General features: G+C 58.4%; 25 protein-coding genes. 16 read left to right on the top strand and 9 right to left on the bottom strand.

Annotation, left to right across the window (positions count from 1 at the left end):
* The coding region (locus tag FJU08_RS03530; RefSeq protein WP_141147572.1) for an EF-Tu C-terminal domain-related protein at positions 1-90 on the top strand (90 nt) is incomplete at its 5' end.
* 132 nt (positions 91-222) lie between these two features.
* Positions 223-657 (top strand): VOC family protein, encoded by a 435-nt coding sequence (locus tag FJU08_RS03525; protein ID WP_141147571.1) that lies wholly within the window; start codon positions 223-225, stop codon positions 655-657.
* Between the two features lie 3 nt (positions 658-660).
* Here FJU08_RS03525 and FJU08_RS03520 read toward each other — a convergent pair whose 3' ends face one another.
* Positions 661-1584: an AEC family transporter gene (locus tag FJU08_RS03520; RefSeq protein WP_141147570.1), complete on the bottom strand. Its 924-nt coding sequence runs from the start codon at positions 1582-1584 to the stop codon at positions 661-663.
* A 154-nt stretch (positions 1585-1738) separates the two neighbouring features.
* Between FJU08_RS03520 and FJU08_RS03515 the strand changes: the two genes are divergently transcribed.
* Positions 1739-1978, top strand: coding sequence for a hypothetical protein (locus tag FJU08_RS03515; protein ID WP_141147569.1), 240 nt, complete (start codon positions 1739-1741; stop codon positions 1976-1978).
* On the opposite strand, the gene ruvX is transcribed toward FJU08_RS03515, so the two are convergent.
* Complete coding sequence (ruvX, locus tag FJU08_RS03510) at positions 1965-2438, bottom strand: Holliday junction resolvase RuvX (RefSeq protein WP_141147568.1); 474 nt, start codon at positions 2436-2438, stop codon at positions 1965-1967. The genes FJU08_RS03515 and ruvX overlap by 14 nt on opposite strands.
* A gap of 117 nt (positions 2439-2555) precedes the next feature.
* On the opposite strand from ruvX, the gene FJU08_RS03505 reads away from it, so the two are divergent.
* The 5 genes from FJU08_RS03505 to FJU08_RS03485 all read left to right on the top strand — a co-directional run bounded on the left by FJU08_RS03505 (position 2556) and on the right by FJU08_RS03485 (position 7141).
* Positions 2556-3260: a metal-dependent hydrolase gene (locus FJU08_RS03505; RefSeq protein ID WP_141147567.1), complete on the top strand. Its 705-nt coding sequence runs from the start codon at positions 2556-2558 to the stop codon at positions 3258-3260.
* Between the two features lie 72 nt (positions 3261-3332).
* Positions 3333-3620, top strand: coding sequence for an Asp-tRNA(Asn)/Glu-tRNA(Gln) amidotransferase subunit GatC (gatC, locus tag FJU08_RS03500; RefSeq protein WP_141147566.1), 288 nt, complete (start codon positions 3333-3335; stop codon positions 3618-3620).
* Positions 3621-3623: 3 nt separating this feature from the next.
* A complete protein-coding gene (locus tag FJU08_RS03495; RefSeq protein ID WP_141147565.1) occupies positions 3624-4085 on the top strand; it encodes a GNAT family N-acetyltransferase in 462 nt (153 codons plus the stop codon).
* Positions 4086-4206: 121 nt separating this feature from the next.
* The gene (gene gatA / locus FJU08_RS03490) at positions 4207-5688 is read left to right on the top strand and encodes an Asp-tRNA(Asn)/Glu-tRNA(Gln) amidotransferase subunit GatA (protein WP_141147564.1); all 1482 of its coding nucleotides are present in this window, start codon (positions 4207-4209) and stop codon (positions 5686-5688) included.
* 727 nt (positions 5689-6415) lie between these two features.
* Complete coding sequence (locus FJU08_RS03485) at positions 6416-7141, top strand: M23 family metallopeptidase (protein ID WP_181409732.1); 726 nt, start codon at positions 6416-6418, stop codon at positions 7139-7141.
* Between the two features lie 239 nt (positions 7142-7380).
* Here the strand turns inward: FJU08_RS03485 and FJU08_RS03480 are convergent, their stop codons facing one another.
* Complete coding sequence (locus FJU08_RS03480) at positions 7381-7638, bottom strand: YjhX family toxin (protein ID WP_141147562.1); 258 nt, start codon at positions 7636-7638, stop codon at positions 7381-7383.
* Positions 7639-7952: 314 nt separating this feature from the next.
* Here FJU08_RS03480 and gatB point away from each other — a divergent pair, with 314 nt between their 5' ends.
* The 6 genes from gatB (at position 7953) to FJU08_RS03450 (ending at position 12995) form a co-directional block, all read left to right on the top strand.
* Positions 7953-9455, top strand: a complete 1503-nt coding sequence (gene gatB / locus FJU08_RS03475) for an Asp-tRNA(Asn)/Glu-tRNA(Gln) amidotransferase subunit GatB (protein WP_141147561.1) — start codon at positions 7953-7955, stop codon at positions 9453-9455.
* A 3-nt stretch (positions 9456-9458) separates the two neighbouring features.
* Complete coding sequence (locus tag FJU08_RS03470) at positions 9459-9962, top strand: GNAT family N-acetyltransferase (protein ID WP_141147560.1); 504 nt, start codon at positions 9459-9461, stop codon at positions 9960-9962.
* Positions 9963-10011: 49 nt separating this feature from the next.
* Entirely contained in the window at positions 10012-10416 is a 405-nt protein-coding gene (locus FJU08_RS03465; protein ID WP_235890571.1) for a GNAT family N-acetyltransferase, read from the top strand.
* Positions 10417-10515: 99 nt separating this feature from the next.
* A complete protein-coding gene (locus FJU08_RS03460; protein WP_141147558.1) occupies positions 10516-10914 on the top strand; it encodes an NADH:ubiquinone oxidoreductase subunit NDUFA12 in 399 nt (132 codons plus the stop codon).
* A gap of 91 nt (positions 10915-11005) precedes the next feature.
* A complete protein-coding gene (locus tag FJU08_RS03455; RefSeq protein WP_141147557.1) occupies positions 11006-11422 on the top strand; it encodes a DUF2155 domain-containing protein in 417 nt (138 codons plus the stop codon).
* Positions 11423-11591: 169 nt separating this feature from the next.
* Complete coding sequence (locus FJU08_RS03450) at positions 11592-12995, top strand: pectinesterase family protein (RefSeq protein WP_181409731.1); 1404 nt, start codon at positions 11592-11594, stop codon at positions 12993-12995.
* 32 nt (positions 12996-13027) lie between these two features.
* Here the strand turns inward: FJU08_RS03450 and aat are convergent, their stop codons facing one another.
* The 5 genes from aat to FJU08_RS03425 form a co-directional block, all read right to left on the bottom strand.
* Positions 13028-13642 carry a leucyl/phenylalanyl-tRNA--protein transferase gene (gene aat / locus FJU08_RS03445; RefSeq protein WP_141147555.1) on the bottom strand — a complete coding sequence of 205 codons (615 nt, stop codon included), beginning with the start codon at positions 13640-13642 and terminating at the stop codon, positions 13028-13030.
* Positions 13643-13663: 21 nt separating this feature from the next.
* Positions 13664-15010 carry an acetyl-CoA carboxylase biotin carboxylase subunit gene (accC, locus tag FJU08_RS03440; protein WP_141147554.1) on the bottom strand — a complete coding sequence of 449 codons (1347 nt, stop codon included), beginning with the start codon at positions 15008-15010 and terminating at the stop codon, positions 13664-13666.
* A 15-nt stretch (positions 15011-15025) separates the two neighbouring features.
* On the bottom strand, positions 15026-15499 hold the full coding sequence (gene accB / locus FJU08_RS03435) for an acetyl-CoA carboxylase biotin carboxyl carrier protein (protein WP_141147553.1): 474 nt from the start codon (positions 15497-15499) through the stop codon (positions 15026-15028).
* A 23-nt stretch (positions 15500-15522) separates the two neighbouring features.
* Positions 15523-15960, bottom strand: coding sequence for a type II 3-dehydroquinate dehydratase (gene aroQ / locus FJU08_RS03430; RefSeq protein WP_141147552.1), 438 nt, complete (start codon positions 15958-15960; stop codon positions 15523-15525).
* A gap of 124 nt (positions 15961-16084) precedes the next feature.
* Complete coding sequence (locus FJU08_RS03425) at positions 16085-16897, bottom strand: DsbA family protein (protein WP_141147551.1); 813 nt, start codon at positions 16895-16897, stop codon at positions 16085-16087.
* Between the two features lie 216 nt (positions 16898-17113).
* On the opposite strand from FJU08_RS03425, the gene FJU08_RS03420 reads away from it, so the two are divergent.
* Together FJU08_RS03420 and FJU08_RS03415 are read left to right on the top strand one after the other, a co-directional pair.
* Positions 17114-18274: a pyridoxal phosphate-dependent aminotransferase gene (locus FJU08_RS03420; RefSeq protein WP_141147550.1), complete on the top strand. Its 1161-nt coding sequence runs from the start codon at positions 17114-17116 to the stop codon at positions 18272-18274.
* 10 nt (positions 18275-18284) lie between these two features.
* Positions 18285-18824 (top strand): GNAT family N-acetyltransferase, encoded by a 540-nt coding sequence (locus tag FJU08_RS03415; protein ID WP_141147549.1) that lies wholly within the window; start codon positions 18285-18287, stop codon positions 18822-18824.
* Positions 18825-19135: 311 nt separating this feature from the next.
* On the opposite strand, the gene FJU08_RS03410 is transcribed toward FJU08_RS03415, so the two are convergent.
* Positions 19136-22039, bottom strand: coding sequence for an Rne/Rng family ribonuclease (locus FJU08_RS03410; RefSeq protein WP_141147548.1), 2904 nt, complete (start codon positions 22037-22039; stop codon positions 19136-19138).
* Positions 22040-22420: the final 381 nt, after the last annotated feature.

The following is a 22420-nucleotide window of genomic DNA, read 5'->3' as shown; positions in this document are numbered from 1 at the left end:
CCGATCGCGATGGAAGAAAAGCTGCGCTTCGCGATCCGCGAAGGCGGCCGCACCGTCGGCGCCGGCATCGTCGCCTCGATCATCAAGTAATTTCTGATCTTTCAGAATTGACTGAAAACCCCGTCGGGAAACCGGCGGGGTTTTGTTGTCAGCATGGTCGGCACTGGGGAAGCATGTTGAAGTGATGCGGCAGGCCGTTTCTTGAAAAAGGGGGAGTGAAAAATGTCCGGACGAAAATTTTCGCCAAGAGCGCTGGGAGAGATAGCGATCCGGTGCAGGGACTTTTCTGCCATGCAGGATTTTTATGGCCGTATTCTCGGTCTCGAACGGTTGATCGGTGATGCGGGCAGAACCCACCGGGCGGGGATTGTCTTTTACCGGCTGGGAGAAAGCTTTGGCGGCCATCTGGCTGTTCTGGCGCTCTTTGAAGATACCGGTGAAGAGGTCGAGACCGGCCCGCGATCCTCACTCCACCACCTGGCGCTGAGCCTTACCTATGGCGAGCAGGCCGATGCTGCAGCATGGCTGGAAAAGCATGGCTGTGAGGCGCGCTTTCAGGACTTCGATTGGGCCGGATGGCGGGGACTGTTCACGCGGGATCCGGATGGAAATACGGTCGAACTGGTTGCTGCTATTCCAGGCAGGTATGTTCGCTAAGGCTCATGCCGTCAGCCACATCAGAGCCAGCGGCAGGGTGAAGAAGGAAAGCGCGGTCTGCACTGTGACGACGGCGGAATAAAGCCGGGCGTCACCGCCAAGCTGGCGGGCCAGGACGTAGCCGTTCATGGCGGTCGGGACACCGGCGCCAAGCACCAGCATGGTCAGCGGCACGCCAGTGACGCCAAAGGTGCGGCCAAGTGCAAAAATGACCAGCGGAAAGACGATCAACTTGATGATCGATGCGAGCAGCACCATGGGGCGCGGCTTCAATGCGTCGGAAAGAACAAGGCCCGCGCCGACGAGGATGAGGCCCATGCCGAGGGCTGCGCGGGCGACGAGATCAAGCGTCACGAAGATTGGTTCATAGACGGGGATGGAAAGCGCGTTGAAGACAATGCCCGCCAGTGCGCCGATGATCAGCGGATTGCTGATCACTTTGCGAATCATCGCGCCGACATCGCGGTTCTCACCGGAAAACCACACCAGTACACCGACATTGAGGATGTTGAGCGGAATGATGTTGACGGCCATGACCAGCGCGATGACGGCCATGCCGTTTAACCCTGCCAGCTTATCGGCAATGGCAAGTGCCATGAAGCCGTTCCAGCGGGTTGAGGTCTGAAACAGAGAGGTGAAGGCAGGGGCGGGGACGCCGGCACGCTTCAGCGGCGGCCAAAGCGCAAGCGACAGGCCGGAGATCACCAGAACGCTCAGGATCGCGCTCCAGCCGATGCCGGATGCTGAAAGGGCGGAGAAATCAGCCCGCGACAGGGTGGTGAACAGAAGTGCCGGAAACAGCACATAATAGCCAAGCTGATTGAGACCGCGCCAGAAACCATCATCGAAGATTGGGATGCGTTTCAGCACCACGCCAAGCGCGACGGTGAGAAAGATCGGCAGGACGCTTTCGAAGATGATCAGCATGGGTGGCTCCGGTCTTGAGATTATTTCTGCTTACGCGGCGATTGATGCCGCTGCAATGCGATCAGTTTTGTTTGCGAGATTTTAACCACTGTTGTAGAAGGGGGCTTGCCTGACAGCGTTAACACCGCCACAGGTTTTGAGAGTGGAGTGTGTGATGGCTGTTGCCGGGAGCAAAAAAGATTACGTGGTGCTGACGGGCGTGTTTTTCGCGGCCGTGCCGGTGGATCTTTATATCAGCGCAGCCGTGATGGGATTTGTTGTTACCGCCGATTTTCTGCTTCAGGGCGGTCTCGGCCGTGTCGCACGCCATGTCATGGCCGAGGGCGGTCGCGCCCTGCCGCCGGATGTACCGCCGACCGAGCGGCGGCCAAACAGCGTTTTCAGCCGCGGCTAAGCGCGTTCAGCCGGTCCAGCGCGCCCTGCAGGATGAAGGAGGCGGCGGCCGAATCGATTCGCTCGGCGCGTTTTTGACGCGAAACATCCATTTCCAGCAAGGCCCGTTCCGCCGCCACCGTTGAAAGCCGCTCATCCCAGAACACGAAAGGGATTTCGGTCTTTTCCGCCATATTGCGCACGAAGGCCTTTGTCGCCTGCACGCGCGGGCCGGCCGAGCCGTCCATATTCATCGGCAGGCCGATGATGAAGGCGCGGACATTGTCCTTTGCTGCGGCTGTCAGCAGGTTTTCGGCATCGATGGTGAATTTTACCCGGCGAATGACCGGGCGCGGATTGGAAAGCCGCCAGCCGAGGTCGGAAACGGCAAGGCCGATTGTCTTGGTGCCAAGGTCGAGCCCGGCAATGACAGCGGGGCGGGTGAGCGTTTCGGCAAGTTCCTCAATGGTCAGCACGGTCATGGTATTTCTCTCGTTTTTTCGTCATCGCCGGCTGCCGACGTGGAAATTGGTGGTGCGAGTTATTACCTTCATAATAGAGAGGAATAAACATAAATTCATCGCTGAAGGAGACATCCCATGAAGGTTACCTGGCTTGGTCATGCCGCATTCCGCATCGAGATCGCCGGTGCCACGATCCTGATGGATCCGTTTCTGACCGGGAACCCCTCTTTTGCCGGGCAGGATTTTAAGGCTGCGACGGCGGGTGTGACCCATATCCTGCTGACCCACGGCCATGGTGACCATATCGGCGATACGGTTGACATTGCCAAGGAGAGTGGCGCCGTCGTGCTGGCAAATGCCGATCTTGCCGCCTGGCTCGGTACCAAAGGGCTCACCCGGATCGAGGCAGGCAATACCGGCGGCACGGTCGGGTTCGATGGCTTCACCGTCACCTTCACCAATGCCTTCCATTCGTCCGCTTTCATCACTGAAGATGGCGTGTCGCATGCGCTTGGCAATCCCAACGGATTGATGCTGCATATTGATGATGAGCCGACGCTCTATCATATGGGCGATACCGATATCTTCTCCGACATGGCGCTGATCAATGAACTGCATGCGCCATCAATCGGACTGGTGCCGATCGGTGACCGTTTTACGATGGGCGGCGCGGTTGCAGCTCTTGCCTGCCAGCGCTATTTCAACTTCGATACCGTAATGCCCTGTCATTACGGCACTTTCCCCATTATTGACCAGACGGCGGAAAAGTTTATCGCTGGCATGGAAGGGGCGCGTGCCGAGGTTCAGGCGATAAAACCGGGAGAGAGCGTCTCCTTCTGACGAAATGCCCCGTTGCGAAGGGCGGCGACGCCCTTTATAGCGTTCAGGGAAACCACGATCCGGAGAGAATTCATGTCCGTAGACACAGCGACTGTCAAACGTGTTGCACGCCTGGCCCGTATTGCCGTCAATGACGAAGCTGCCGAACGTATGACCGGCGAGCTGAACGCAATCCTGGGCTTTGTCGAACAGCTTGGCGAAGTTGATGTGGAAGGCGTGGAGCCCATGACCTCGGTCACACCGATGGCCATGAAAAAGCGCGAAGATGTCGTCTCCGACGGCAATAAGGCCGAAGACATCGTTGCCAATGCCCCGGAATCGGAGAGGAATTTCTTTCTTGTGCCCAAGGTTGTGGAGTGAGGGATGGTACAGACAAAAATTGATATCGAAAGCCCGCATCAGGAGGATCTGCGCGCGCTTTTCACGGAACTCAAGGTTTCGCTCGCCGGCATGTCAACAAATGACGTGATCGACTATCAGATGTCGGTTGCGGACATGACCGCGCCGGATACGACGACGTTTGTCGCCCGTGTCAATAATGAGGCTGTGGCCTGCGGTTCGCTGGTCCGCCACAAGAACGGTATCGCCGAAATCAAGCGCATGTATACCGAGCCGAAGTTCCGTAAGCACGGGATCGGCAAGGCTGTGCTGCGTCATATCAGCTCGCTGGCGCTTTCTGAAGGGTTTCGCGAACTGGTTGTCGTGACCGGCGCGAAATATGATGATGCGATCGCCTTTTATGAAAAAGAGGGCTTTGAGCGCTCTGAAAAGATCCTCGACCATGCGCCGTCAAAACATTCTGTCTATTTCAAGAAGGCGCTTTGAGGCGCGTTCGAGATTGCAGGAACCGGTTTTCGTCGGCAATTGCGTAAAAACAACATGATGGGATGCGACCGTTGAGCGATGTTCAACGGGCGTGTTCCAGGCCTAATACGAAGTGACACCTATGACCGATCTGACCAGCCTGACCATCGCCGAGGCGCGCGAGAAGCTTGCGGCGAAGGAAATCAAAGCTCTCGAGCTGACCGAAGCCTATATCGCGGCGATTGACGCTTATAACGCGACCTTCAATGCCTATGTTGCTGTGACGCCGGACAAGGCGCGTGACATGGCGAAGGCTTCGGATGAGCGCATTGCGACAGGCAAGGCCGGTGCGCTGGAGGGGATCCCGCTCGGCATCAAGGATCTGTTTGCCACGGAAGGTGTTCACACTCAGGCTGCGTCACACATTCTCGATGGCTTCAAGCCGCGCTACGAATCAACCGTCACGCAGAATCTGTGGAACGACGGCGCGGTCATGCTCGGTAAGCTCAATATGGACGAGTTCGCCATGGGCTCCTCCAACGAGACCTCCTATTACGGACCGGTGATCAATCCGTGGCGCGCCAAGGGTTCAAACCAGAATCTGGTGCCCGGTGGTTCTTCGGGCGGCTCTGCCGCAGCCGTTGCCGCCAATCTCTGTGCTGGCGCCACGGCAACCGATACCGGTGGCTCGATCCGTCAGCCGGCGGCCTTTACCGGTACGGTCGGCATCAAGCCGACCTATGGCCGCTGCTCGCGCTGGGGTGTTGCAGCCTTTGCTTCGTCGCTCGATCAGGCCGGGCCGATTGCCCGCGATGTCCGGGATGCGGCGATCATGCTGAAGTCGATGGCCAGTGTTGACGCCAGGGATACGACTTCGGTCGATCTGCCCGTGCCGGATTATGAGGCTGCGATCGGCCAGTCGGTCAAGGGCATGAAGATCGGCATTCCGAAGGAATACCGGGTCGATGGCATGCCGGAGGATATCGAAAAGCTCTGGGCCAAGGGTATTGCCATGCTGAAGGATGCTGGCGCCGAGATCGTCGATATCTCGCTTCCGCATACCAAATACGCATTGCCCGCCTATTACATTGTGGCCCCGGCTGAAGCCTCGTCCAACCTCGCGCGTTATGACGGTGTGAAATACGGCCTGCGCGTGCCTGGCCGCGACATTGCCGAGATGTACGAGAACACCCGCGCCGCAGGTTTCGGCAAGGAAGTGCAGCGCCGTATCATGATCGGCACCTATGTTCTTTCTGCCGGTTATTATGACGCCTATTATCTGCGCGCCCAGAAGGTTCGCACGCTGATCAAGCGCGACTTTGAAACCGTTTTCCACGACGGCGTCGATGCCATTCTGACCCCGGCAACGCCATCGGCTGCGTTCGGTATCGCTGACGAGGCGCTGGCAGCTGATCCGGTCAAGATGTATCTGAATGACATTTTCACTGTGACGGTGAATATGGCCGGGCTGCCGGGGATTGCCGTCCCTGCCGGTGTTGACGCTGGTGGCCTGCCGCTGGGGTTGCAGCTGATTGGCAAGCCGTTTGAAGAAGAAACGCTGTTCCGCACAGCGTCAGTAATCGAAAAGGCTGCCGGGCGCTTCACGCCGTCCAAGTGGTGGTAACAGATTTTACCAGTCTTGATTTGGGAAACGCCGGTTGCATCTGCAGCCGGCGTCAAACTATCGACAAAGCTTGCTAATCCCCACTGGCGTCATATCTGTGCTTGACACAGATATCCAGCCGCCGTGCGTCTGCACGGCGAAAGACTTTCTTAATCCAATGTCTTAAAGAGCCTGGATCCCCGTGACGAGCACGGGGATGACGGCGGAGGGGGCGGCTATTCCACCCCAAGTAAATGACTTTGTCGGCAATCTGACGCCGGTTGCATCTGCAGCCGGCGTTTTTTTTATCTGGTTCGGGGCGGAATGGTCGATTTTGCGGCAACTTTGTGATCTGCGGTAAGCCTTGATTTACAGTGCAATCCCGCCGTGTGCTTTTCACTCGTTTGTTCTTGATGTCTCGATGTAGAGTGCGCGGCTTCCGGATATTATCTGAATATTTCAATTCCGTCTCGCGCCCGAACGAAACGTGGCGAAGTCAATTTGATGGTTTTTTCGGTATTTGTTGGTACTTTTCAAAGAAGTATTCTTTGTACATATTTTTCTGTATTGTGCGTATCGAATCTATATGGCAATTTTTATGACTTTGGCGTGTTGTTTTAATTCACAAAAAATACCGATTTCAACTTGATAGAGGGCGCCAAAGAAACAGAATAGAAGAAAACAAACTTTGAGACCTGCGCCCTTTTTGATGTGTGCGGCCCTTCTGGCCGTAGCCGGATGCACGACCGTGACCACCGGAAACAGTGAAACCCAGCTTTTCCAGCAATTCGTCCACAAACAGGATAGTAATCTCGACCTTCAGTCGAATGCGGGGCCGGATGACCGCCTGAAGCTTGCCTATGCCTCCGCCGACACAGGCGATGACCTGAACGCCTCGGCCCGGTCCTTTGACCTTCTGATCGCGCTTGGCAAAAATCAGATCAAGCTCTACCGCTATCGTGACCCGGCCTCTGGCAAGACTGCCTTCTTCGATGCCAAGGGCAACAAGATCGGTCAGTATCTGCTGCGCAATCCCGTGCCGGCTGGCAAAAAGACGTCGGGATTCGGCATGCGGCGCCATCCCATTCTCGGCTACACGCGCATGCATGCCGGCGTTGACTGGTCGGCGCCCGTCGGCACGCCCATTCTCGCCGCGGCTGATGGTGTGGTTTCCTTCGAGGGACGCAAGGGCGAGGATGGCAATCAGATCGTCATCGATCACGGCAACGGCTACCAGACCTCCTATAGCCATCAGAGCAAATTCGCCGCCAATATCAAGGTTGGTACAAAGGTCAGCCAGGGTGAGGTTATCGGCTATGTCGGACGCTCCGGCCTGGCCACCGGGCCGCATCTTCACTACGAAGTTATTGTCGGCGGCAAGGCCGTTGATCCGATGAAGGTTCACTTCATTATCGACGGGAGGCTTTCAGGCAGCCAACTTGCGCGGTTTCAGGAAGCGGTTGGGGTGAGCTGAGCCGCGATCGTATCTGCGAGGTTTTGGTGATGGCCGTCCGGCAGCGAGCACCGGTGGCCTGGCAGTCCCGGAGTGGAAACGGAAAGACGGTTGCGCCGCTGGCAACAGCAATATCGACGGCCGTCGAGAAGGACAGCACATCAACGATGATGATGACGTTGCATATGGGTTCGAGGGCGAGAAGTCCGGCCATGCCCGATTCGCAGTGGATCGTCTGTGGCATGGCCGTGCTTCCTTCATTACCGGTTGTCCGGTTCGGCTCTTACCAGTTCGAGCCCGCGGGCAGTGATCTGGTAGGGGCGCCCGTCTTTTGAACGGATCGCCCGTTTGGCCTTCAGTTTACGAAACAGGATCAGATCGAGGTCCGGATAGAGCCAGCCGTCGCGGGTAAAGCATTCGGCCTTTTCGATCTTATTGGTCTCAGTGCGTATGAGTTCGATCCTGCCGCCCTGGGCGAGCAGGTGAAGAATGCGCTGTTCGGCGCGGGAAATATCCATCGTCGTGAAATCCGCTCTGCGCTTTCTTCAAAAGAAGAAGGCGCAAGGAAACATATTCCGCACACGCAAGTCTTGCGTGGCGGGGTTCGTTTCCGGCCTCTGCGCGCACCCGCATCAATCGCGGCAGCGGCAGGGCCCCTAGCGGGATTCCCGATTGCTGGACATAAACACTCCAAAATGGATGGGATTTTCTAGTCCCGGTTGTCCTTTTCGTCAAGCGAAAGCGTTTGAGGGCAAAGCCTACGGCTTGCGTCGGCGGCGCAATTGCTCTACCTCACGGAGAAGGATTTGCCATTGAAATTGAGAAGCCGAAGATGAGCATTGTCGACACCCGCACACCTGATCCGAAACGACTGATTCCCGGCGCCACCGGCGATTGGGAAGTGATTATCGGCCTGGAGGTGCATGCGCAGGTTCTGTCCAATTCGAAGCTGTTTTCCGGCGCCTCGACGACCTTCGGCAATGCGCCGAATTCCAACGTGTCGCTGGTTGATGCGGCGATGCCGGGCATGCTGCCGGTCATCAATGAGGAATGCGTCAGACAAGCCGTGCGGACCGGACTTGGCCTGAAGGCGCAGATCAACAACCGTTCGATCTTTGACCGCAAGAACTATTTCTATCCCGATCTGCCGCAGGGCTATCAGATCTCGCAATACAAGGATCCGATCGTCGGCGAGGGCAAGATCATGATCTCGCTCGGCCCCGACCGTCAGGGCAATTTCGAGGATGTCGAGATCGGCATCGAGCGTCTGCATCTGGAGCAGGATGCCGGCAAGTCGATGCATGACCAGCATCCCGCCATGTCCTTTGTCGATCTCAACCGCTCCGGCGTGGCGCTGATGGAAATCGTTTCCAAACCCGATATGCGCTCTTCCGACGAGGCCAAGGCCTATCTGACCAAGCTGCGTACCATTGTGCGCTATCTCGGCACCTGCGACGGCAACATGGATGAAGGTTCCATGCGTGCCGACGTCAACGTCTCCGTACGCAAGCCGGGCGGCGAATTCGGTACGCGCTGCGAGATCAAGAATGTCAATTCGATCCGCTTTGTCGGTCAGGCGATCGAATATGAAGCCCGTCGCCAGATTGATGTTCTGGAAGAAGGTGGCGAGATTGACCAGGAAACCCGCCTGTTCGATCCGGTCAAGGGCGAAACCCGCTCCATGCGCTCCAAGGAAGATGCGCATGACTATCGCTATTTCCCCGATCCCGATCTGCTGCCGCTGGAGTTCGACGACGCCTTTGTCGCAGCGCTTGCCGCCGATCTGCCGGAACTGCCCGATGACAAGAAGGCCCGTTTCGTCGACGATCTCGGCCTGTCGGTTTATGACGCCTCGGTGCTCGTCTCCGACAAGGCGGTGTCCGACTATTTCGAACATCTGGCCGAAGGCCGCGATGGCAAGGCTGCTGCCAACTGGGTCATCAACGATCTGCTCGGTGCGCTGAACAAGGCTGGCCGCGATATCGAGGATACGCCGGTTTCGCCCGAACAGCTCGGTGCGATCATCGATCTGATCAAGGAAGGCGTCATTTCCGGCAAGATTGCCAAGGACCTGTTCGAGATCGTCTGGAATGAAGGTGGCGATCCCCATGTTCTCGTTGAAGAGCGCGGCATGAAGCAGGTGACCGATACCGGTGCGATCGAGAAGATCGTTGACGAGATCATCGCCGCCAATCCGGCACAGGTCGAAAAGGTAAAGGCCAAGCCGTCGCTCGCCGGCTGGTTCGTCGGTCAGGTGATGAAGGCATCCCAGGGCAAGGCCAATCCGCAGGCCGTCCAAGCGCTGGTCAAGGCCAAGCTTGGCGTTGAGGAATAGGCCTTGTTCTTCGTCAGAACAGCCACAGCCGCCGATCTGCCAGCCATAAGGCAATTGCTGGTCATCACCTGGCACGCGACCTATGACCCGCTCTACGGGGCGAAAAAGGTCGCGTCCATTACCGACGACTGGTTTTCGCTGGAAAAGCTGCAAGCGCGGCTTCAGCGCCGGGATGGCGAATTCCTTGTTGCCGATGACGGCAAGATGCTCGGCGGCATGGCCTTTGCGGCGCCCGATGCGAAGGAACGCGATTTGGTCCGGCTCCATCAGCTCTATGTGCATCCCGATCATCAGCGCCACGGCATCGGCCGGGATCTCTTTGCCGAGATCGAGACCTGTTTTCCGCATGCAAAGCGTATGAAGCTTGAGGTGGAGCCGGAAAATGCGAATGCCGTCGCCTTCTATCTGGCGCATGGCTTTGTCGAGGTCGGGCGGACGGAAAATTGCGGTTCCTGCAATTCCGGTCTGCCGGCGATTGTGATGGAGAAGGAACTGCCGGGTGCCTGAGCTGCTGATTCGCGAAGCGCATGAAGACGATCTGCCGGCGCTGATCGCAATGTTTGCTGAAGATGATCTTGGTGGCCATGGCGATACGACCGATGCGGCGGCTCTGCCGGATTACCGCGCCGCCTTTCATCATATTGCCGGCTCTCCCTATGAGACGCTTTATGTTGCTGAACTTGATGGCAAAGTGGCGGGAACGTTCCAGATCGCTCTGACGCGCTCGCTGACCGGGCGGGGCGGCAAGAGTCTGATCATCGAGGCCGTGCAGACGCGCTCGGATCTGCGGGGTCACGGTATTGGCGGCAAGATGGTGGCTTACGCCATTGACGAGGCAAAACGCCTTGATTGCCGGCTGGTACAGCTGATGTCGAATGCCAAGCGGCTTGATGCGCATCGATTTTATGAGCGGCTCGGCTTTTCACCATCGCATCTCGGTTTCAAGATGAAGCTGAAATAGCATGGCGCGGCACTGGACAAGCCCGGTGCAAGACGCCATAAAAACATGACATTCGACATGCGCCGGCCTGGCCGGTGCGCGTTTCGACAGGATAGGACAATGGCTGGTTTTCTGACGAAGATGTTCATCTGGTGGCGTGGTTCGACGATCGGGACGGACGTCTTTACCCGCCGCTTCGGCAAGAAGGTTGGCGAAGATGAATTCGGCAATGTCTATTATGAGGGCAGCAAGTCGACCTATGGTCTGACGCGGCGCTGGGTCATCTACAAGGGCTATGCCGATGCGTCCTCCATTCCGCCGGGCTGGCATGGCTGGATGCATCACCGCACCGATACGCCGCCGACGAAGGATAATTATCAGCCGCGTGCGTGGCAGAAGCCGCATATTCCCAACCGCACAGGCACGGCAGCAGCCTACCGGCCGCCGGGATCGCTGGCTGCTGCTGGCGAACGGCCCAAGGTCACAGGCGATTACGATGCCTGGACGCCGGGCAGCTGATCGCATTTTGCCGCATTTGCTTGTTAGGTGAGTGCGGATAGGCATGATAAAGCGCGGCTGATGCCGCGCTTGGTCGTTCAAGGATCTTCGCATGAATGTTTCTCGTTCCTCGTTTTTTACCGGAAGCGCCGCGCTGGTGGCGCTTGTGACGGCGTTTCTGCCGCTGTCTGAGGCAAGGGCGGAGAAGATCGAGAATCCCGTTGCCGTGTTTGGCGGCATCGACAAGATCACCGGACGGACTTACACATTCAGCGCCTATGTGGGCGAGACGGTGCAGTTCGGCCGTCTGCAGGTCACGCCTCGGGTTTGCTATTCGCGGGATGATACCGAGGCCCAGCGTGTCGATGCCTTCGTACAGGTCGACAAGGTGTCGCTGAAGCAGGACGTCGACCGGATCTTCTCCGGCTGGATGTTTGCTGATTCGCCGGCGCTCAATGCCGTGCAGGATTCGATCTATGACGTCTGGCTGACCGGCTGCGCCCAAAAGTCGGATATTCCCAAGCCCTGATCATTGAGACCGTCCCAGATCGTGGGAGGCGGAGCTGGCAGCACTGGCTTTGCGACAGGTCATGACAAGCATTTTCAAAACAGATATGCTAGTCTGCACTTTGGGTCGCCGGTTCCGGCTCTGTCCCTTTCCAGAGAACTCACGCATCATTCCGCCATGGGAGGAAACCATGTCTTCAACCCGGCCTCAGCTGACTGACGAGCAGGCGCTTCGCTACCACTATCTCGAAGTGATGAAATATACCGGGCGGGCCGGCGCCGAGCGTGTTGATCCATGGGATCCGAAGGCTGATACCTTCATGGCCGGAAAGAGCGCCGTTAAACCCGATTTCCGGGTCGGTGAGGGCGGTTTTGCCAGTATTCAGCTGGCCGTCAACGAAGCGGTAAAAAAGGCCAAAGCAGGCGCCATATCCGGGCGTGCCTATATCGCGATCGAACCGGGCACCTATGAAGAACTCGTCTATGTGCCGAAACTGATCGTCGACGGCAAGCCTGTGGCGATCACGCTTTACGGCTTGTCGGATGATGCGACGGCGACAGCGATAAAGATCGCCATAGACCAGGGCATGACGGGCGCAGAATATGGCCGCAGATTCACTCCGGTCTTCGACGGGCTTGAGCCCGAGATTGCCGATATTTTCCGCGCCAATGCCGCGCTGCCGCGCCTTTCGACCGAGAATGCATCCGTGTTGCGGGTCGAGAATGACGGCTTTCAGGCGAAGAACCTGACCATCCACAATGCCTATAATGCCGATCGCGCGGATGTGAATTCCCATTGCGAAGACGGCAAGGGTGGACCGAAGAATGCGAACGGCCAGTTCGCCATCGGCTGGCATCAGGCCGTGGCCGCGCTCATCCACAATGCTGACCGGGTGCATTTCGAAAATGTCGGCTTCAGGAGCTTTCAGGACACGCTCTATTTCAAGAGCCGTGTGCCGGGGCATACGGTCCGCTCCTTCTACAGCCACTGCATGGTGGAAGGCGATATCGATTTCATCTTCGGGCGTTCCACGGCCTTCTTTGATGCCTGCGAAATCCGCTCGCTCGGCAGCCGTGTCGGCCACACCTATGTCGTGGCGCCGTCGACCAATATCGCCACGCGCTATGGCATCGTCTTCAACGATTGCGATTTCACCCATGATGGCAGCGCGGCGGCGCTGAAAGGGACCTTCGCTCTTGGCCGGCAATGGTTCCAGACGGTGCGCGCCACGCCCTATGGCACGCCGAATATCGAGGGCTATCGTACACGGCTCGCCGAGACTTCGGAACTCGATCATCCACCGCTTGGCACAATCTCGCTCGACGTGCTGGAAGCGGTTGGCAAATGCGTGGTGATGAATTCACGGATCGGTGCTCATATCGACGCCAAAGCCCCCTGGGATGACTGGAGCGGCGGCAGCCGCAATGCTGATGGCGAGTTCATTCCGGGGTTGTGGAACAGCAAATACCGACCGGTGCAGTACACATCAGGCGATTTTCACCGCTATCTCAAGGATTGGCTGCAGGCGGAAGGGCTCTCTTACGCCGAAGCGGATCCGGCAGAGCCGTGGCTGGCGGAATATAACAACAGCTGAGGCGTGACGGGCGGCAGCGGCCGCCCGGACAATCACGGAAATGGCTTGTCCGGCCAGACCAGAGCCGCGTTGAGCATGGTCATATATTCGTCTTTGGGAATATCGATCGCGCCCATGGATTTCAGATGCTCGGTGGTGAACTGCGTGTCGAGCAGCATGAAGCCATTTTCACGCAGGCGTTCAACCAGGTGGACGAGGCAGATTTTCGAGGCATTGGGCCGGCGGGAGAACATGCTCTCGCCGAAAAAGGCGCATCGAAGCGAAACGCCGTAGAGCCCGCCCACCAGAACGCCATCCTCATAGGCTTCGACACTGTGGGCGTGGCCCATCTGGTGCAGGCCCTTGTAAAGCGAGAGGATTTCGGCGTTGATCCAGGTCTCCGGCCGGTCTGGCGCCGGTGCGGCGCAGGCGCGCATGACCGAATCAAAATCATGATTGAAGCGGATTTCGAAGGGATGGCGGCGCATCGCCTTCTTCATGCTGTGGGAGATATGTAGTCCATCCAGCGGAATAATGCCGCGAATGTCGGGTTCGACCCAGAATAATTCCGGGTCATCAGCCGATTCGGACATGGGAAAAAGACCTATGCTATAGGCATTCAGAAGCAGTTCCGGCGTGATGCCGCTGCCCTTTGCGTTTTTTCCCATGTCCGTCGTATCGCGCCTCTGCTACTCGGCTTTATCTTCGAGATAATGCTCCAGCCAGTGAATGTCGTAATCGCCATTGGCGATATCCTGGTTGGCAATCAGATCCTGAAACAGCGGCAGGGTCGTGTCGATTCCGTCAACGACGAATTCGTCCAGTGCGCGCTTCAGCCGCATCATGCATTCAACGCGGGTGCGGCCATAGACGATCAGCTTGCCGATCAGGCTGTCGTAATAGGGCGGGATCTTGTAGCCCTGATAGGCGCCCGAATCGATGCGTACACCCAGCCCGCCCGGGGCGTGGAAATGCGTGATTGTGCCCGGTGAGGGACGGAAGGTGCGGGCGTTCTCGGCATTGATGCGGCATTCGATCGCGTGACCGGAAAACTTGATCTCGTCTTGCGTGACCGAAAGGCCATTGCCTGCGGCAACGCGGATCTGCTCGTGCACGAGGTCAATACCGGTGATGGCTTCGGTGACCGGGTGCTCTACCTGCAGACGGGTGTTCATTTCAATGAAATAGAACTCGCCCTTTTCATAGAGAAACTCGATCGTGCCAGCGCCGCGATATTTCATCTTGCGCATGGCATCGGCGCAGATCTCACCGATCTTCATCCGTTGCTCGACATTGAGCGCGGGCGAATTGGCCTCTTCCCAGACCTTCTGGTGACGGCGCTGCAGCGAGCAGTCGCGCTCGCCCAGATGCACGGCGGCACCCTCGCCATCGCCAAATACCTGCACTTCGATATGACGCGGCGTGTCGAGATATTTCTCCATATAGACGCTGTCATTGCCGAAGGCTGCACCGGCTTCGCCGCGTGCGGTACGATAGGCCTCAAGCAGATCGTCTTCCGTGCGGGCAAGCTTCATGCCGCGACCGCCGCCGCCAGCCGTTGCCTTGATCAGCACCGGATAGCCGATTTCGGCTGCAACGCGGATCGCGTCCTCGTCTGTGTCGACTGAACCGCCGGAACCCGGAACAACCGGAATGCCGAGGCTTTCCGCCGTTGCCTTGGCGGTGATCTTGTCACCCATCAGGCGGATATGTTCCGACGTCGGGCCGATGAAGGTGATGCCATGGGCCTCGAGAATTTCGGCGAATTTGGCGTTTTCCGACAGGAAGCCATAGCCCGGATGCACCGCATCGGCGCCGGTGATTTCACAGGCCGCGACGATCTGGTGGATATTGAGATAGCTTTCACGCGAAGAGGGCGGGCCGATGCAAACGCTCTCGTCGGCCAGGCGAACATGCATGGCATCCGCGTCGGCCGTGGAGTGGACCGCGACGGTGGCGATGCCGAGCTCCTTGCAGGCCCGCTGCACGCGCAGTGCGATTTCGCCACGGTTGGCGATGAGGATTTTGTTGAACATGTGATCAGCCGCCCGTTATTCGATAACGACCAGCGGCTCGCCATATTCGACGGGCTGGGCATCTTCGACCAGGATCTCGACGATCTTGCCGCTTTTCGGCGCCGGGATCTGGTTCATGGTTTTCATGGCTTCGATGATGAGAAGCGTCTGACCTTCCTTGACATTGGCACCAACTTCAATGAAGGGGCGTGCGCCCGGAGCCGGTGCCAGATAGATGGTGCCGACCATCGGGGCCTTCAGCGCGTTCTCATTCTTCGGCGCGGCCTTGGCAGGTTCTGCGGCTGCGACCGGAGCGGGAGCTGCAGCAGGCGCTGCCTGCGGCGCCGCATAGGCGAATTGCTGCGGGGCCTGCTGGACGACGATATCGCGACCGACGCGAATGCGCAGACCGTCCTGCTCAACCTCGATCTCGGTCAGGTCAGTGTCTTTCAGAATCACTGCCAGTTCGCGAACGAGCGTCGCGTCGATTGCCTTCTTTTCATCAGCCATGGGGTGTCTTTCCTTGGTTCTTTTTATTCCGTGAGTGTCTTGAGCGCACGCAGTGCCAGAAGGTAGCTGTCCTGGCCGAAGCCGCAGATCATGCCCTTCGCCGCCGGCGAGATCATGCTCTTGTGCCGGAAGGCCTCACGGGCGTGAATATTGGAGATATGCAGTTCAACAACAGGGACCGCGACCGCCTTGATGGCGTCATGCAGCGCGATTGATGTGTGGCCATAGGCGCCCGGATTAAAGGCAACGCCAGCGGCATTGGAATGGGCTTCGTGGATCCAGTCGACGAGAACACCCTCGTGATTGGATTGACGGAAGTCGATCTCAAAGCCGAGCGCGTCGCCTTCCTTGTGGCAGGCAGCCTCAACATCGGCCAGTGTCAAAGCACCGTAGATGCCCGGCTCGCGCTGACCCAGCAGGTTGAGGTTCGGGCCGTTCAATACGTAAATCTTGCGTGTCATACGTCAATTCCGATTTTTGCTTCACCTATAGACGTTCACGTCTAAGAGGAAAAGCCCCCAGAAAAGCCATAAAACAGCTTGGTTAAGGCGGCTTTCTTGAAAAAGAGCCTCAACCAGGCCATGCTTACGAGCAGTTGGCATCGCCGCAGCTGCGGACATTGTCGATCGCCTTTTGCAGCGTGTCTGCGCCAACGGCTCCCTGGATCAGCGTGTCGCCGATGATATAGGCCGGTGTTCCGGTGACGCCAATGGCGCGGGCGAGCGCAAAATGCGGATCAAGTGCGTCCTTGGCCGGGTAATCCTTCATCGCCTGACGGATCGTCGCTTCGTCGACGCCAAGCGAACCGGCAACCGCGATTGCAGTTTCCTCATTGGCCTTGGTACCTGATTCCATCAATGCATGATGGAAATCGCTGTATTTTTCGGGCGCAACGCGCAGCATCGCATAGGATATCTTCTGTGCCGCCTCTGAATCGGGGCCCAGAACCGGAATTTCCTTCAGCACAAAACGAACATCGTCATTCTTGGCGATGATGCCGTCCATATCCGGCACGGCGCGACGGCAGTAGCCGCAATTATAGTCAAAGAACTCAATGACATTGATGGCGCCGTCCTTGTTGCCGAAGACGGCATCGTGATCCGGCTCCAGCAGTTTGTCCTTGTTGGCAACCAGTGCTGCCTTGGCGGCGGCCTGTTCCTCGGCCATCTGCTTTTGCTGAAGCGCAGTCTGAACCTCAAGCATCACTTCCGGATTGGCGACGAGATAGTCATGGACGCGCTGACCGAAATCGTCCTGACCGGTGTCTGCCGGTGTCTCGGCCGCGACGGCCTGGACCGGCGGTGTAAAATGATAGATTGCTGCGGTGGTTGCCGCAGCTGATGCGATGGCGGTTGCGAAAACCGCAGCGATTGCAAGTGTCAGTCCCTTGGAAGCCATGTTGTCCCCTTGGTTTCGCGCGGCGGCAAGCCATGCGGGCGCGCCCTTTGCCTAGATTTGAATTGTGCAAAAACGGCGGCGATGTCCATAGCTATGTCCTATAAACTTCGCTTTGCAACATGATTACAGGGCGAAGAATGCTTTTCGGTGGTTGAGATTGAAGCCGTGATGGTTCATCGAAGGCATATAAGCTAGAAATCCCGCAAGGACATGCCGATGATCTCCCCCTCACACCGCAGCGAAGTCGAACCCTTTCATGCCATGGATGTGCTGGCGGAGGCCAATCGTCTGAAGGCGGCGGGGCGCCCTGTCATCTCGCTTGCCGTAGGCCAGCCTTCCTTTCCCGCGCCCGATGCAGCCCTTGAGGCTGCCCGTGAAGCCCTTGCCCATGGCCATGTCGGCTATACCGACGCCTTCGGGCTGGCGTCGCTGAAAAGCGCCATTGCGGCGGATTATCAAAGCCGGATTGGTGTTTCTGTTGACCCTGCCCGCATTGCGGTGACGACGGGGTCTTCGGCGGGCTTCAATCTCGCTTTCCTCGCGCTCTTTGATCCGGGGGATGCCGTTGCCATCGCAAAGCCCGGCTATCCCGCATATCGCAATATCCTCAAAGCGCTGAACCTCATCCCGGTAGAAGTGGCGGCTGATGCGGCAAGCGGCTTTACCCTCAGCCCAGAAGGGCTGGAAGCGGCCGAACGCGCCCATGGGGTCACCATTCGCGGCGTCCTTCTGGCCAGCCCCGCAAATCCCACGGGAACAGTCACCGGCCGGGCGGCACTAAAGGCGATCGCCGACTGGTGCGACGCCCGCAATGCCGCCTTCATCTCTGATGAGATCTATCACGGCCTGGTTTTTTCCGGTGAGGAAACCTCGGCGCTTTCGGTTACCGACAATGCGGTGATCATCAATTCCTTCTCCAAATATTATTGCATGACCGGCTGGCGCGTTGGCTGGATGGTGCTGCCGGAGATGATGGTGCGGCCAATCGAGCAGATTGCCCAGAGCCTTTATATTTCAGCACCCGAATTATCGCAGGTCGCCGCCGAGGCCGCACTCGGCGCGCGTGCGCAGCTCGATGTCTACCGGGACCGCTACCGCGCAAACCGTGATTTCCTGCTGAAGGCCCTGCCTGATATCGGCCTGCCTGTTGTCTCGCCCATGGATGGCGCCTTCTACGCCTATGTCGATTGCAGCCGCTATTCCAATGACAGCATGGCGCTTGCCCGGCAGATCCTCGCCGGGGCCGATGTGGCGGTGACGCCGGGCGCGGATTTTGACCCGGAGGAGGGCGCGCGCTTTCTGCGGCTGTCTTACGCCGGTACCTATGACGAGATTGTCGAGGCCGTCGGGCGGCTTGGCAACTGGCTTAAAGTTTGAGGTTGGGAATATGTCAGGTGACAATCATGATGTTCCGCAACTCCTGACCGCGCGCATCCGCATGCGTGGTTTCAGACTGGATGATTTCGAGGATTTTGCGGCCATGTGGGCGGATCCGGTGGTGGTTCGTTACATTTCGGGCACGCCACAGCCGCGTTCGCAGAGCTGGGAGCGGCTGCTGCGTCATATCGGGCACTGGCATGCCCTTGGTTTCGGTTACTGGGCGGTGGAGGACCGCGATAGCGGGGCCTTCATCGGCGGTATCGGCTTTGCCGCAAACAGGCGCGAGATCACGCCGTCGATCGATGCCTGGCCGGAGATCGGCTGGACACTGGTTCCCGCGGCCCACGGGCGCGGCCTTGCCAGCGAAGCCGTGGCGGCCGCAATTGCCTGGGGGGATCAGTATCTTGAGGCAGATCGCACGGTGTGTATCTTCGATCCGCAGCATGCCGCATCAATCCGGGTTGCCGAAAAAAACGGATACCAAGAAATGGCCATGGGGGAATATCGCGGCCAACCCACCCTGATCATGGAACGCAGGCGGCCATAATCGCTCGATAGGATATGGCTATAAAGACGACAGTCCGTTAGGCCCCGGCGTCAGGCTGCTGACGAAGCCATTCAGATTGCTCGTTCGGGGGGAGATAACCATCCCGCCGCCGTCATCCCGGCGCTTGCTTCAAGGGGATCCAGATTCATAGGGTTTTGAATGGAGTGGCTCTTTTGCCGCGCAGACGGGCGTTGGCTGGACGCGAGTGAACCAAGCACAGGCATGACGTCAGAGAAGGGGGCACGGTTCGCCAAAAGCTAACGCCGGCCCTTTCGGGGCCGGCGCTTTCAATTTCACCGATTGATCCGGTCTCAGAAGAAACCGCGGCGCTGCCACCAGCCGCGCTTCGGCTTCTTGGTTTCCTCGTCATCGCTGTTGAAGCTCGAGGTGACCACCGGCTCGCTGCTGGCTGCGGGGGCAGGTTCAGGCGCTGCCTCTGCCTCTGCTGTCTCCACGGTTTCCTCGGCCGCCGGTTCTTCAGCAGCGGGTTCTTCAGTCGATGTATCGGCTGTGACCGTTTCAACGGCTTCGCTTGCATCAGCCGGAGCATCAGTCGGGACGACCTCTTCGGCCTTGCTGACGTCTACAGCCGGGGCTTCAACCTTGCTGTCTTCAACCGGGGCTGCCTCGGCTTCGGCGGCTTTCTTCCTGGGGGCGCGGCGCCGGCGTGCAGGCTTTGCCGGTGCGGTCTCTTCAACAGCGGTTTCCGCTGCTGGCTGCTCTGCCGGTGCGGCCTCTTCGACGACCGTTTCGGCTGCTGCCTGCGGTTCGGATTCGGCCGGTTGCTCAACAGTCTCAGCCTGGGCCGTTTCGGTTTTTTCTTCCGGAACGCCTGCTTCAGCTTCGGCCGCTGCTTCTGCCGGGACGTCAGCATCTGCTGCTTCCGAAGCCTCGGTGTCTTCGGTGTCTGAAGCCTCTGCCGTATCGCCGTCCTGCTGGGCGGCCGTCTCGTCACTGCGATTACGACGTCCACCACGCTTGCCGCGCCGGCGCTTGCGCTTCGGTGCATCTTCTGCCGCAGCGTCGTCGCCAGCCTCGGCGGCTGTCTCTTCCGAAACGGTGTCGCTATCGGCTTTCTCGGCGGCGTCATCGCTTTGCTGCTCTGCGTCGCTGGCTGCTTCTGCTTCGTCGCTATTGTTCTGGCCACCACGACCGCCACGACGGCGCCGGCGGCGTTTACGCTTGGAACTGCGGCTCTCGTCGTCGCGCGGCGCCTCGGCTTCGGCCGTGCCTTCTTCTTCCTCAACATCGGCTTCGATGATGACTTCTTCTTCTTCTTCCTCGGGAGCGAAGTTGAAGAGGGCTTCGATCTTGACCGGATTTTCAACCGGTTCGCCACGCTCGATATCGAAGTGGCGTCCCGAGATCTCGTCTTCGGCCTGAATGCTGATCGACAGGCCGAAACGGGTCTCGTAATCGACAATGGAATTGCGCTTCTGGTTCAGCAGATAAAGCGCGATATCCGGGGTGGTCTTGACGGTGATGTCGTGGGTCGTGTTCTTGAGCAAATATTCCTCGATGCCGCGCAGAACATGCAGCGCGACGGAAGACTGCGACAGAACGTGACCGGTGCCGCCGCAATGGGCGCAGACCTGGGTGGTCGATTCCAGCACGGAGGCCCGGATACGCTGGCGCGACATTTCAAGAAGGCCGAAATGCGAGATCCGGCCGACCTGGATTCGGGCGCGATCGTTTTTCAAACAATCCTTGAGGCGCTTTTCGACGGCGCGGTTGTTGCGCTTTTCTTCCATGTCGATGAAGTCGATCACGACAAGACCGGCAAGGTCGCGCAGGCGCAGCTGGCGCGCGACTTCTTCTGCCGCTTCCAGATTGGTCTGCAGCGCGGTGTCTTCGATGGAGTGTTCGCGAGTCGAACGGCCGGAGTTGACGTCAATCGCCACCAGTGCTTCCGTCTGATTGATGATCAGATAGCCGCCGGATTTCAGCGTCACCTGCGGCTGCAGCATGCGGTCGAGCTGCGCCTCAATACCGGAGCGCGAATAGATCGGGTGGATATCGCGATAGGGCTGAACAACCTTGGCATGGCTTGGCATCAGCATTTTCATGAAGTCTTTGGCTTCACGATAGCCTTCTTCGCCGGAAACGATGATCTCGTTGATATCCTTGTTGTAAAGGTCACGGATCGAGCGCTTGATCAGGCTGCCCTCCTCATAGACAAGGCAGGGCGCCGTTGATGTCAGCGTCTTGGAACGGACATTTTCCCAAAGGCGCATCAGATATTCAAAGTCGCGCTTCACCTCTGCCTTGGTGCGGTTGGCACCGGCCGTGCGCAGGATCACGCCCATGCCCTTTGGCACTTCGAGATTCTTTGCAACTTCCTTCAGCCGCTTGCGGTCTGCCGGATTGGTGATCTTGCGCGAGATGCCGCCACCGCGCGCAGTGTTCGGCATCAGCACCGAGTAGCGGCCGGCAAGCGACAGATAGGTGGTCAGTGCCGCGCCCTTGTTGCCGCGTTCTTCCTTGGCCACCTGAACCAGCAAAATCTGCCGGCGCTTGATGACTTCCTGGATACGATACTGCTTGCGCGGCTTGCGGCTGGCGCGTTCCGGCAACTCCTCCTGCGCATCTTCCGCGCCGACGGATTCGACCTGATCAGCCTCGTCGTCATCAACATCTTCGGAAACGATGTCGGCATCAACCTCGGCTGCCATGTGCGACGGGCCGTTTTCATTGCCGTCTTCACTGTTGCCAATCTCTGCATTTTCAGCCGTCGCGGCCTCGGCGGTCTCGGCTTCGGTCTTGTCCGCCGGTGCCTCTTGTGTGGCGGCTTCGTCGTCGGTCTTGGCTGTGGTCTTTGATTTGCCACGGCCGCGGCGGGTGCGCGGCTTCGGCTTGGCGGCCTTTTCCTCGGCCACCTTTTCTGCAGCCTCGGCCGGTTCGCTCAGCTGGCTGTCCTGATCGTCGTCATCCTCCTCGTCATCCTCGAGCAGAGCCTGACGGTCGGCAAGCGGGATCTGGTAATAATCCGGATGGATTTCAGAAAAGGCGAGGAAGCCATGGCGGTTGCCGCCATAGTCAACAAAGGCGGCCTGCAGGGAGGGTTCCACCCGCGTGACCTTCGCCAGATAAATGTTGCCGCGCAGCTGTTTCTTGTGCTGCGATTCGAAGTCGAATTCCTCTATCCGATTTCCACGTACAACAACGACGCGCGTCTCCTCTTCGTGGGAGGCGTCGATAAGCATTTTGTCTGCCATGTAAGGAAAGCTCCTCGGCGGGCAGAAACAGGATTTCGCCGAAGGCCACCAGCTGGCGGGCGGGCGATGCGTTGTTTACTGCTGCCGGATGAATGTAATTCTGACGGTTCATGACGGACGCGTCTCTCGATCATGCCAACGGAAGAACTGTCAGGGGCTCTTCCGTGTGCCTGGAGGAAATTGCGCGTCGGGATCATAGGAACCAATCGAACTCAAAATAATGCCAAGGTCCGTCAGGACCCGATGAATTTGCCCAGTAACGAGCGGTGCACGCTATCGCTGCAACGCCCATCTTCCTGGAGCGTCTGCAAGCGGAGATTCACAAGTCAGCGAATGGATTAACGGCGGATGTCCTCACGCAAGTCATGGCGCCAGAGCTGG

Origin of the sequence: Martelella alba (assembly GCF_006516955.1) — a bacterium.
In the GTDB taxonomy this organism is placed as follows: Bacteria; Pseudomonadota; Alphaproteobacteria; order Rhizobiales; family Rhizobiaceae; genus Martelella; species Martelella alba.
Note: the sequence above shows the minus strand (reverse complement) of the source record. Positions and strands in the feature narration are given on the sequence as shown.